The sequence below is a fragment of the Pseudomonas sp. RG1 genome, assembly GCF_025910115.1.
Classification (GTDB): domain Bacteria; phylum Pseudomonadota; class Gammaproteobacteria; order Pseudomonadales; family Pseudomonadaceae; genus Aquipseudomonas; species Aquipseudomonas atacamensis.
Genome location: NZ_JAPCIK010000050.1, coordinates 43,818 through 55,979, shown reverse-complemented (window position 1 = coordinate 55,979; position 12,162 = coordinate 43,818). Strand labels below are relative to the sequence as shown.

The 12,162-nt window shown below is 61.5% G+C and carries 8 protein-coding genes; 6 read left to right on the top strand and 2 right to left on the bottom strand.

What is annotated here, in order from left to right:
• Positions 1–209: 209 nt before the first annotated feature.
• Genes OK411_RS24795 through OK411_RS24770 form a run of 6 tightly spaced genes read left to right on the top strand, consistent with a single transcriptional unit; the run spans position 210 to position 10,392 of the window.
• A complete protein-coding gene (locus OK411_RS24795; protein WP_024014479.1) occupies positions 210–1,001 on the top strand; it encodes a YfaP family protein in 792 nt (263 codons plus the stop codon).
• A gap of 35 nt (positions 1,002–1,036) precedes the next feature.
• The gene (locus OK411_RS24790; protein WP_136494092.1) at positions 1,037–2,749 is read left to right on the top strand and encodes a DUF2138 domain-containing protein; all 1,713 of its coding nucleotides are present in this window, start codon (positions 1,037–1,039) and stop codon (positions 2,747–2,749) included.
• Positions 2,734–3,384 carry a DUF1175 domain-containing protein gene (locus OK411_RS24785; RefSeq protein ID WP_071173713.1) on the top strand — a complete coding sequence of 217 codons (651 nt, stop codon included), beginning with the start codon at positions 2,734–2,736 and terminating at the stop codon, positions 3,382–3,384. Before OK411_RS24790 ends, OK411_RS24785 begins: the two co-directional genes overlap by 16 nt.
• Positions 3,381–7,955, top strand: a complete 4,575-nt coding sequence (locus tag OK411_RS24780; protein ID WP_264365825.1) for an alpha-2-macroglobulin family protein — start codon at positions 3,381–3,383, stop codon at positions 7,953–7,955. Before OK411_RS24785 ends, OK411_RS24780 begins: the two co-directional genes overlap by 4 nt.
• 1 nt (position 7,956) lies before the next feature.
• A complete protein-coding gene (locus tag OK411_RS24775; protein WP_264365824.1) occupies positions 7,957–9,576 on the top strand; it encodes a DUF2300 domain-containing protein in 1,620 nt (539 codons plus the stop codon).
• Between the two features lie 3 nt (positions 9,577–9,579).
• Positions 9,580–10,392, top strand: coding sequence for a YfaP family protein (locus OK411_RS24770; RefSeq protein ID WP_110602926.1), 813 nt, complete (start codon positions 9,580–9,582; stop codon positions 10,390–10,392).
• Positions 10,393–10,398: 6 nt separating this feature from the next.
• Here the strand turns inward: OK411_RS24770 and OK411_RS24765 are convergent, their stop codons facing one another.
• Positions 10,399–10,833, bottom strand: a complete 435-nt coding sequence (locus OK411_RS24765; RefSeq protein ID WP_225914394.1) for a hypothetical protein — start codon at positions 10,831–10,833, stop codon at positions 10,399–10,401.
• Between the two features lie 407 nt (positions 10,834–11,240).
• The gene (locus OK411_RS24760) at positions 11,241–11,987 is read right to left on the bottom strand and encodes a helix-turn-helix transcriptional regulator (protein WP_073475694.1); all 747 of its coding nucleotides are present in this window, start codon (positions 11,985–11,987) and stop codon (positions 11,241–11,243) included.
• Between the last annotated feature and the right edge of the window lie 175 nt (positions 11,988–12,162).

Genomic DNA, 12,162 nt, shown 5'->3' with positions numbered 1-12,162 from the left:
CGGCTATTCGGCTCATCGTCTACCCGGATGGCGCGATTCCTACAGCAATCACACATGTATCCGATTGTTAAAAAACTGCCGAATCGCTACTCTTCGCCGCTTCTACGGCCCCGACAGTTGCGGGGCATTCAGACGAAACGCAGTTCACCGCTGTGAAGTACCGAGGATCGGGTGCAAGGTTTCGTTCAAGGCATGGCAGGAGGCGTCACATGCGTTCATTTCTTTTGCTGCTGATCGGCCTCGCCTGCGCGCCTGCGCTGTGGGCCGCGCCGACTGCGCAGTTGTCCGAGCCGGTCGGCGGCTGGCGTTATCACGGCCTGCTCGATCGTTCGGAAAATCCGCAGGTCGCCTACCCGACACCGCCGATCGATCGCGGCATTCAGCGCAATCGCACGATGATCCAGGGCCAGCTCAAAGCCCTCGGCCACATGCGTCCGCCGCACAGCCTCGCCGTCAACGGCAATCCATTGAATCTGTACACCGATGATCAGGGACGTTTTGCCCGGCCCTACGCATTTGGCGCCGGTTCCAACAGCGTCGAAGTGATCAGCGCCGAGGGCCAGTCGCTCAAGCGCGTGCAATTTTATGAAGCAAATAATCTGCGCACGCCGGCGAAGATTCGTCTTGTCTTGGGATGGGACGACCCGAAAGCCGAGCTGGATCTGCATATTGTCACCCCCGACGGTCAGCATGCCTTTTGGGCACGGCCGGCGCTGAGCAATGGCGGCGGCCTCGACCCGGATGGTGTCGACGGCCCCGGCCCGGAAATGTTCACCATGACCGCGCCGCTGCACGGCACGTATCTGGTCTACGTCAACTATTGGGGCAACTACGGCGATGGTGGCTATAACTTCGAGGAAACCAGTAATCAGAACGAGGTGATCACCTCGCAGATCACCCTGGTGCTCAACGAAAACACCGTCGACGAAAAACGCGAAACCTTCATCGTGCCCCTGCGGGCGATCGGTGATTTGTTGCTGGTCAAGACTTTCAACTATTAAGCATCCCGCCACGGATGAACTCGGATGTTGTGAACATGAGCGATAACACTGTGACTCCAGCTGCCGCGACACCGGCGGCCAAACCTTCGCGGCGCTGGCCGCTGGTATTGCTCGGCCTGTGCCTGGTGGCCGGTGTGGCGGGCGGTTTCGGCTGGCTGCTGCTCAAGCCCAAAGCGCCGCCGGCGACACTTGCCAGTGACAAGCTCGGCCTCGGCCGTCCGGATGCCTTGCTCGAAACCCGTTCACTGAGCCAGTTGCCCAAGGACCTGCTGACGGTGCCGTTTCTCAAGGCCACGCTCACCGAGGATTTCGTCTTCTATTACGAAACTCACGCCGACCGCCTCGGCCTGATCGGCAGCCTGCGGCGGATCATCTACGAGCATGACCTCAAATTGCAGGACAGCCTGATCGAGCAGCTTTTTGATCAACCGGCCGATGTCGCGCTGTGGCGTGGCGCCGATGGTCGTTTGAAGGATTTTCTCTTGGTGATGGATCGCGGCGGCTTGGCCAAGCTGCTCGAGCCGTTGGCGAAAGTGGCGCTGGATGACACTCAGCTCAGCATCTTCGGCACCCTCAAAGTCGGCGGCGATGACGTGCCGCTGTATCAACTCAGCTACAACGCCAGCAAATCACTGCTGTTCGCGTCGCGCGGCGACAAACTGGTGGTGTTGTCCAATCCAGCCAAGTACTACGACCCCGAGAGCGGCGTCTCGGAAGAGTCGGGCCGCGTTTCCGCGCAAGCGCTGGCGGCGTTGCTCAACGGTGAAAAACTCTTCCCCGAAGCGTTCGGCTTGCCAGCGAAAAGTCCGGAAACCAAGCAGCGTCTGTCGGTCAATTCCAGCGTGCTCGCCATGGGCTATCAGCGCTTCATCCCGAATTTCGCCGGCCTGCGTTTCGACATGGACGACAAGGGCTGGCACAGCTATCTGGCCATGGATGAACTGGAAAACCAGCCGGACTTCGATTTCAAACCGGTCTGGCAGGCGATGCCGTTGGGGGCGAGCGCTTGCGTGACCCTGCCGGTGGCGGCCGAGCCGCAGAAACCGATATTGATCAAACTCGGTGCCGATGAAGCTGTTGCGCAAACGCTGACCGAACACGTCGCTGGCGCGGCCGGCTTGTGCTGGTACGCCGATTCGCGGTTGTACACACCGCTGCTGGTCGCCAGCCTCAAAGACGAGGACAGCAGCAAGCTTGACGGTGATCTGGGCAAACTGTTCGGCTCGATGGTCGGCGCGTTCGAAGCCAATGTCGCCGAAAGCGTATTCCCGGTGATCGACAAGCAGGAAAGCCAGAGCCACGTCTGGCAGCGTCAGGTCAGTTCCAGTTTCGGTCCGTACGCGGCGAAGACCGCTGAAAACCCGGAGGCGATTTCCGGCAAGGCGTTCATGAAAGTCAGCCTCGCCCGTCACGGCTCGACGCTGCTGTTCTCCCTCGACGACAAACTCGTCGACAAAGCCCTCGGCACCCTCGACAAGCGCTTCCCGCCGATGGCCGACGTTTTGCCAAAAGATGTACTGATGCCGATCTACTTCGGCCCGGATGCGATGGCGCAACTGATGCAGCGCGAAACCCTCGACAGCCTGCCGCAGGACATGGAACCGGTGTTTTATAACGCTGCGCAAACCTACCTGATGCCGAAACTGCGCACCCTTGGCGGCTACGGCAAATATGCCCTGACCCTGCCTGAAGGCAGCGAGCCTGACGGCCACTGGCAATGGCTGCCGCTGGAATGGAAAGCGCTGTGAGCGCACTGATCCGCAGCCTCGGCTTGCTCGCGTTGTTGCTGAGCGCAGGCGCCCGAGCAGTTGAAGCGCCAGCGCTCGATCCGGCGCAATCCCAGGTATTCCGCGCCTGGTTTGTGCGTATTGCTCAAGAGCAATTGAGCCAAGGCCCGAGCCCGCGCTGGTATCAGCAGGACTGCGCCGGGCTGGTGCGCTTTGCCGCCAACGAAGCGCTGAAAGTCCATGACGACAAATGGCTGCGCAGCAATGGTCTGTCCAATCGCTATCTGCCGCCGGAACTGGCGCTGAGCGACGCGCAACGCAAGCTCGCGCAACAGTGGCAGCAGGGCGGCGGCAAGGTCGGGCCGTACGTCAACGCGATAAAACTGATTCAGTTCAACAGCCATCTGGTCGGCCGCGATGTGTCGCAGGCGCGGCCCGGTGACCTGATGTTTTTCGATCAGGGCGACGACCAGCACCTGATGATCTGGATGGGCCGCTACATCGCCTATCACACCGGCACCACCACCCCCACTGACAACGGCATGCGTTCGGCAAGCCTGCAGCAACTCATGACATGGAAGGACACCCGATGGATACCCGACGCAGCCAACCCCAACTTCATCGGCGTCTATCGACTGAACTTTCTCTCCCAATGACCGGTGCCCGCATGTTGCGTATCTGTTCGCGAATTTCTTTGCTGTTGGCGTTGTTGCTGCCGTTTTCCTGCGTCAACGCCGAAGACTCGGTGGAGCCGAGCAATTACACGCCGGTGGCCGGTGAGAGTTTTTTCTTGCTCGCCGATAGCAGTTTTGCCAGCGACGAGCCGGCGATGGTCCGCCTCGAAGCCCCGGGTCGTGACTACCGGCGCTTTCGCATGGAACCGTACGGCGGCGCCGACATTCGCGTGTATCGCATCGACAAGCCGCTGGATTTCCTCAAGCGCCAGAAGAACCTGCATCGCGTCGTCAGCGACGGCCAGTTCAAGGGCGAAGGTCTGTCCAACACCCTCGCCTATCTGTGGGACAACTGGTATCGCAAATCCCGGCGGGTGATGCAGCGTGCGTTCTCCTACGAGTCGCGCAAGCAGGTCACCGAAGAAGTGCCGGAGCTGAAAATGGGCGAGGCCATGGCCGCGCCGACGCCATACGACGCGCAGCCGCAATTCGCGCTGATCCCGGGTTTGCCGGTGGTCAGCCAGTTCCGTTATCCGCTGTGGCAGGCCAAGCCTATCCAGCCGCCGGCCGGGGTCAATCTAGCCGGCTCGTCCAGCGACTTCGTCAGCGTCGCGCCGGGCAACGTCTACATCCCGCTGGGTAACCTGAAGCCGGGGCTGTATCTGGTTGAAGCGCTGATCGGCAAGTACCGCGCGACCACCATGGTTTTCGTCTCCAACACCGTCGCGGTGAGCAAAATTGCCGGTGATGAACTGCTGGTCTGGGCCGCGCGCAAGCACGAAGGCAGCTCGGTGCCGAAGGTCAATGTGCTGTGGACCGATGGCCTCGGCGTGATGAGCAGCGGCGCTACCGATGCCGACGGTTTGCTGCGCCTGAAACACGTCAGTCCGGAGCGCTCGTTCGTCATCGGCGAGGACGAAGAGGGCGGCGTGTTCGTCTCGGAAAACTTCTACTACGACAGCGAAATCTACGACACCAAACTTTACGCCTTCACCGACCGGCCGCTGTATCGTCCGGGCGATTGGGTGTCGTTGAAAATCGTCGGTCGCGAGTTCAAGAATGCCCGTGATTCGGTGCTGCCGGGCGCGGCGGATGTCAGTGTCAGCGTGCTTGATGCCACGGGGACCGAACTGCAAACCCTCGATCTGAAACTGGATTCCAAGGCCGGTACCCAGGGCCGTTTCCAGTTGCCGGATAACGCCGTGGCCGGTGGTTACGAGATCCGTTTCAACTACAAGGATCAGGCCTACAGCAGTGCTTTCCGCGTTGCCGAATACATCAAGCCGCACTTCGAGATCTCGCTGAATCTGGCCAAGCAGGATTACCGCACCGGTGAGCCGGTGAAAGGCAGCCTGGTGCTGCTCTACCCCGACGGCAAACCGGTGGCCAATGCCAAATTGAGCCTGAGCCTGCGTGCCCAGCAACTGTCCATGGTCGACAACGAGCTGCAATACCTCGGGCAATTTCCGGTGGAACTGACCAGCACCGAACTGACTACCGACAGTAAAGGCAACGCGACACTGGATCTGCCAGCGGCGGAAAAACCGAGCCGCTACATGCTCACCGTGTTCGCCAGCGACGGCGCGGCGTATCGGGTCAAGACCACCAAGGAAATCCTCATCGACCGTGGCGCGGCGAGCTTCCGCTTGAGCGCGCCGCAGCGGTTCAGCGCGGTCGGCGACAAGGTTGTCTTCAGCTTCGCGAATGAGGGTGGCACCGAACAGAGCAAAGCCGTAACGCCGAGCAGCTACGCCTGGGTGCGCCTGGAAGATCAGAGCACCGGCGAAGGCAAACTCGCCGCAACGGACAAAGGCTTCAGCCTCGCCTTCGAACGTCCGGGCACCTACAACCTGACGCTGAAGGATCAACACGGTCGCGTCCTCGGCGCCACCGGCCATTCGGTCACCGGCGACGGTGTGAAAGCGGTGCCGGGTACCGTGGAAATCGTCCTCGACAAGCCCGAGTACAAGGCGGGCGAAGAAGCGCTGGCGCTGATCACCTTCCCTGAGCCGGTCAGCGATGCATTGCTGTCGCTGGAGCGCGACAAGGTCGAGGCCACTGCGCTGCTGGCCAAGGGCGCTGACTGGTTGACGCTGGAAAAACTCAGCGACACTCAGTACCGCGCGCGCATTGCGGTGAAAGACAACTTCGCGCCGAACCTGACCTTCTCCGTGCTCTACACCAAGGGCGGTCAGTACAGCTTCCAGAACGCCGGGATCAAAGTGGTCGCGCCGCAAATCGACGTGGCAATCAGCACCGACAAAGCGGTGTATCTGCCGGGCGATACGGTCACGGTCGACCTGACCACTCAGTTCGCCGGCAAAGCGGTTCCGGCGCATCTGACGGTCAGCGTGGTCGACGAAATGGTCTACGCGCTGCAACCGGAAGTCGCGCCGACCATCGACCAGTTCTTCTATCACCCACGGCGCAACAACGTGCGCACCAGTGCCAGCCTGTCGTTCATCAGCTACGACGTGGCCTTGCCGGGCAGCCCCGGCGCACCGGGCAAGGCCAATCGCAGCGAGCGCGGCGTGAAAGTGCTTGAGCGTCCGCGCCGTGAAGACGTCGACACCGCTGCATGGCAGCCGGAGTTGTTGACTGGCGCCGACGGCAAAACCCGCTTCACCTTCAAGATGCCGGACTCGCTGACCCGCTGGCGCATCACCGCGCGGGCGATTGCCGATGACGGTCAGGTCGGGCAGAAGAAGCAGTTTGTCCGTTCGGAAAAACCGCTGTACCTGAAGTGGAGCGGGCCGAGCAGATTCCGCAAGGGCGATCAGCCGCAACTGGGCGTGTTTGCGTTCAGTCAGGCGGAGAAACCGGTCAAGGCGGAACTGGTGACTCACTATGCCGGTACCGAACAACGTCTGCCGGTGACTTTGAACAGCGGCATCAATTACCTGCCACTGCCGGCGTTCGCTTTGGCCTCTGGCGAGTGGACGGCGGAGCTGGTGCAGGATGGCAAAGTCGCCGATGCCCTGGCTGTGCGCTTGAGTGCCACCGGTGAAGGCTGGCAGGTCACCCAGACCCAAAGCCTCGACGTGGTCAGCGGCGATACGCCGTTGAGTTTGCCGGCGGATGCCACGGATATCCGCCTGCGTCTGGATGACAGTCCGCAAGCGCTGTTCCGTTCCGCCCTCGATGATCTGCTGAGCTACCCGTGCGGCGGCGTCGAGCAGACGGCCAGTCGCTTGCTGCCGCTAAGCATCGCCTATCCATCGCTGGCTTCGAACCCGCAGATTCGCGATCGCTTGCGCCTGATCATGCAGAACAGTCGTCTGCGCCTGGTGCAAATGGCCGGGCCGTCGGCGAGCTTTACTTGGTGGGGCTACGACGGCGAGCCCGATGCCTTTCTCACCGCCTATGCCTATTTCGCCGACTGGAATGCCAGCCGCGTACTCGACCTGACCCTGCCGCCGGAGCACTGGCAGCGGGTGCTGGAGGTTTATGCCAAGCAAGCGCCGAATACGCCATTGCTGCAACGGGCGCTGATTCTGTCGTTCGCCAAACAGATGCAGCTGCCAGTGAACACGCTGCTCAGCGGTTTGATCGACGATCTGGCCAAGGCCGGTGAAGGCGCTGCCGAAACCTTGCTCGACGACGGCCAGGACAGTCTGGTGATGAACGACCCGGATTCGGCACTTGGTCTGGCGACGGCACGGGTACTCACTGCATCGTTGGCCTCGCAGGTGAAAGTTGCTTTGCCGGAGGCATTCAATCGTCAACTGGGCGCAGCGCAACAACGTCTGGCGGTCAGCTCGCAGCCCTTCGTCGAAGCACTGAACCTGTCGCTGCAACCGTTTGATCAGGCCCGTGCGACGGCGTTGTTGCAACGCCTGTTGCCGCAGCAATCGACGCTGGAACGTGCACTGGCGCTGACCTGGCTGCAACGCAGCATCGCTCAGGCTTCGCCGACCATCGCGCTGATGCCGGGTGAGGGCTGGAAGAAAAACTACGGCGCCAGCGGCGAGATGTACTGGACATGGCAAGGTGCGACGCCGCTGCCGAGCGTGCTGAGCGTGTCCGGCACGCAAGAGCGGCCGCTGCGTGCGGCGCTGAGCTTCCAGACTCAACAGCCGCAGGGCGATCCGATGGCCGTGACCATCACCCGGCGCCTGTCGCGGCTGGTGCCGGGCGACGAAGCGTTCACCTTCAAACTCGAGCCGGTCGGCACTAAACCGTTGTCCAGCGACAGCCTGTACCTGGACGAGGTGATCCTCACCAGCAAGGCAGCGAAACCGCTGCGCTACGGCATGCTTGAAGTGCCGCTGCCACCGGGCGCGGATGTCGAGCGCACGACGTGGGGCATCAAGTTGCAGGGCAAGGACGGCACCGAACCGACCGCGCTGGAGAAGGCGCGTTTCGAACCGGGTCAGTTGGCTTACGCGGTGCCGGTCGATGCATTGAGCGGTGAGTTGCGCCTGCGTCATCTGGTGCGCTTCTCGCAGAAGGGCCAGTTCAACCTGCCACCGGTACGCTTCAAGCAGGTGTATGCGCCGCAGCTTCAGGCCCAGGAGGCGAAAGCCGCCCTCGGTCAGGTCACGGTCAACTGACATGCGCCGGCCGCTGTTGTGGCTGCTGATGTGCGTGATGCCTGCGCTGGCGACAGCGCAGGACGAGCCGTTGCGCGTGGCCTATCAGGGCGAGTTGTTGTCGTTGAGTCAGACACAACTGATCAAGCGCGAACCGTTGCCAGCGTCGCTGGATGCGCCGCTGGGCAGTCTGTGGAAGTTGTTCGTCTACGCGTGGCTGGTGGATACCGGTGCACGGGAACCGGCTTATGAATGTCGCGGGCAGTCCAAAGAAGAAGTTTATTGCTGCTCTGCGGGCGGCAAGATCGAGCGGGATCAGGCACTGGTGAAGTCCTGCGGTCTGTATTTCGAACCGGCGCGGTTGGGCATTGCAGCTACGGATTGGCGAGCGTATTGGCAGGCGCGGCAAGCGCCGACGTGGTTGCTGGATTTGCCAGCCGTGCAACCGGCAACAAGGGTTTCGGTTGCCGAGTTATTGAGCGTTCTGGCGTTGCTGCCAGCGCAGGAACAGATGCGCCGCGTGCTGCTCGATGTCGTGCTGAACGCGGCGGACGGCAATGTTGTCGGCGAGTTGGGCGGACGCCTGCGGGTGAAGACCTGGAGCTGGCTCGGCGACCAGGATGCACAATCGCGGCAAGGTGGATTCGCCGGCTGGAGCGCCGACGGCGCACCGATCTGGGCGGGTGGGCGCGGTACCAGTCAAATGGTTCTGCGTCACTACGGTCAGGCGCTGGCCAGCGTGTTGCCGACGGCGTGGCCAGCGGACACGGGGCGTTGCGTGGAAGTCAGGCTGTTTTCGAAATATCCGGTTTCCAAGGTTTTGTCAGGTGACCGTGTCGCCACGTCCGGGCCATTGCGCGGCGACTACCGCGTCGAATTCGCCAACGGCAATGCGCTGGACATCCACAGCGATGGCGAGCTTTTTCTGCTCAACGACAAACTCGTCGCAAGACTTGATCGCGAAGAATATGTCGCTCGCGTTCTCGAACGCGAAGCCAAACCGCAACCCGCCGAAGCCGCCAAGGCGCTGGCCGTAGCGATCCGCACTTATCTGCTGCAAAACGCCACACGCAACGGCGATTGTCTGAGCATCGACGACAGCAGCAATCGCCAGCGCGTCGCCCCGCGTCCAGCCTCGGCCGAGTCACGCAACATCGCGGCGTGGACGGCGGACCTGGTACTGGCCGGCAGCACCGTCACCTATCACTCCGACCAGCCCGGCCCGGACAAACTCGCCTGGCAGCAAGCCGTCGAGCAAGCGAACGCTGGGCAGCGCTACGACGCGATTCTGCTGCACGCCTATCCACGCGCCAGCCTCAGCCGTTGGGACAACCCGGTCGCCTCCTGCGAAGCATTGCCCGCCGCGCAAGACTGGCTGCAGAAGCAGCGGCGCGGCTGGCGTCCGAGGCTTGAAAGCGAAACCGGCTACAACGAAGTCAGCACTTTCGCCGTATGCAAACTCGCCTTCGGCCGGCCCTTCGTCGACCGTGAGCGTCAGCGCATTTATGTGCGCGGCGTGCTGACCCTGCAGGATCGCCTCGACCTGACCCACGAATATCTGCACCTGGCCTTCGAAGCACACCCCAACGGCCAGGATGAAACCTACATCGAAGGGCTCGCCCGTCACCTTTTGCTGGAATAGACCATGACACTCCGTTATCCACAGGTCTTGCTGCTGCTCTGTGCCCTCAACGTACTGCCGCAAGCGTTCGCCGCCGATGGCGTCAAACTCGACACCCCAGTCGGCGGCTGGCGCAGCGGCGCACCGCAAGGCGAGGGCGAGAGCTTTCGCCAGACCGTCAACTACCCGGCCTCGTCGGTCAACACACCGCTTGGCCAGGCCAATACCGCCAGAATCAGCGGCCAGATCAAAGCCGTGCCGAAGAACAACGAACCCGGCCGCCTGATCGTCAACGGCGTCAGCATGCCGCTGAAAATCGACCCCGCCGGCGGCTTCGATCGCCCGTTCTCCTTCCCCAACGGCAGCAACAGCGTCGAAGTGCGCAGCGCCGACGGCCAGCAACGCCACCGCACGCAATTCCTCAACGCCCGCGGCGGCGCCACCCCGGCCAAACTGCGCGTCCTGCTGGCCTGGGACAGCGACGGCACCGACCTCGACCTGCACCTCGTCACCCCCGACGGCGCCCACATCTGGTACGGCAACCGCAGCGCCGCCAACGGCGCCGCCCTCGACGTCGACGTCACCACCGGCTACGGCCCGGAAATCGCCGCCATGCCCGCGCCGATCAAGGGGCAGTATCTGGTGTATGTGAATTATTACGGCGGCGGGTATCGCGGAGATGACGAAGGTGGGGATGAAGCGGTTCAGGCGCTGACCACGGCGCAGGTGACGGTGATTACTGAAGAAGGCACGCCGAGCGAGAAGATGGAGACGTTTGTAGTGCCGATGCGGACGGCGGGGGAACTGACGTTGGTGAAGTCGTTCAGTTATCCGTGAATCCGGCTAATCAGGAAAAACGCCGCAAAGCGCGTTGCCCTGATAACCATGCACAATCGGGCCCAGCATCATGAACGGCCCGCAGGCGTAGAACGGCGACGGCACCGTTTGTTTTGAATAGAGCAAAACAATTTCATTGCCGGACTCGTCACTGCCAAAGGACTGCTCGGAATACGACGTACACACGGGCAATTTCAGCGGAACAGGAATGATCAACGCCCAAACCGTGATGCCACACCATTCACGGGTAGGCGCTGATTGCGCGGTTCGGGTAATCGCTGGCGTGAGCGAACGAGCACTTAGAGCTTTGTACTCGTCAGTTCTGAGTGTGGTTTTCTCAGGCAAAGCCACGATGGCACCGACGCAGCCTGAGAGATAAAAACTCATCGCAGCGATCAGGATGACCGGTCCAAGCAGTGTGAAACGAGGGGCGAATCGCACGTTTTAACTTCCTTGTGAAGCGTTTCGGAACAGTGGTGCCCAGCTTGTTCGATTCCTTCCAAGCGAGAGGCGTAGCCTTTTTGCAGGCATTAAAAAGCCGGCTTGTGGCCGGCTTCTCGGGGACTGGCTTGGTTTATTTTTGGTAAACCGCGCCAGCCTTCAAAACGTACATCCGGATCTGCGTCCGGCTGTGGGACTTGGTCAGACGTTGGTCTGCCGCGTCGGGCGTCATCCGAGCCGCTGGACGGGTCGATGCGCGAATGTGGGGCGCAGGATACTGAGTTTTGCTTTGGATTCCCAGCCTCAAGTGCGGTTTAGAGCGACTGAAGCGGTACAAACTCGGGATTTGTACCGGTTGTCAGGGCCTCTTCGCGGGCGAGCCCGCTCCCACAGGTTCTGGCAAACAGTCATAGAAACGGCACCACCGGCCGGCGCTTGCCCAGTGTCGACCACCAGAACACCCAGCCAAGAATGTGAATCCGCTGCTCTTCGATCTGGGCCGGCCGGAAGACCTCGTCGGGGTATTCGGCGCTGTTGTGGCTGCGCATGCGCAGGCCGTTGCCGGGCATGCGGTGCAGGTATTTGATGCGCAGCATGCCGTCGTGCTCTACGGCGTAGATTTCGCCGTCGACGACCTGGGTCAGACCGCGGTCTATGGCGACGATGGAGCCGTCTTCGATGCGATCGGCCATGCTGTTGCCGATCATGTGCGCGCAGATGGCGTTGGCGTGCTGGATGTCGAGTTGATCGAGGTGGGCGCGGGGCAGGCGCAGGGACTGGTCGGGGTCGAGGATGACGTGGGTTTTGCCATCGCCGTTGGCGATCGGGGTTTCCTTGAAAAATGCCAGGTCGATGTCGCTGGGGTTGATGACGGTGTAGACGCCGCAGATGGACTGGGCATCGAACGTGTCGCCGTTGCTGGCGGGTGGGTGCAGGCGCGCGACCTCCTTGACGCCTTCCCCGGTTTTCAGCCATTCACTATTGACCGACAACAGGCGTGAGACTTCTTCCATGCGATACGCCGGGACGCCCCGGGTGTACCAGTTATGAACGTTTTGGGCTTCCGTGCCCCAGAACCTTGCGAAATCCGTGGTGCTGATGTTCGCTGCTTCCAGGAGTGCCTTGAATCGTGGACCGCTAGTGTTCTTTCTCATAAACACGGAGTCTACGGCCGGACTAGAGCGGTTTGAATAAACCGGGCGTTCAAAAAAAGCCTGTATTTTGCGACGGGATGTAAGACGTACTTGTGGGAAATTAAACAGATTAAAACTGCATGTAGGAATTTAAACGGTTTGTTTAGTCGGGCTTTTTCAAGAGCCCCTCACCCAA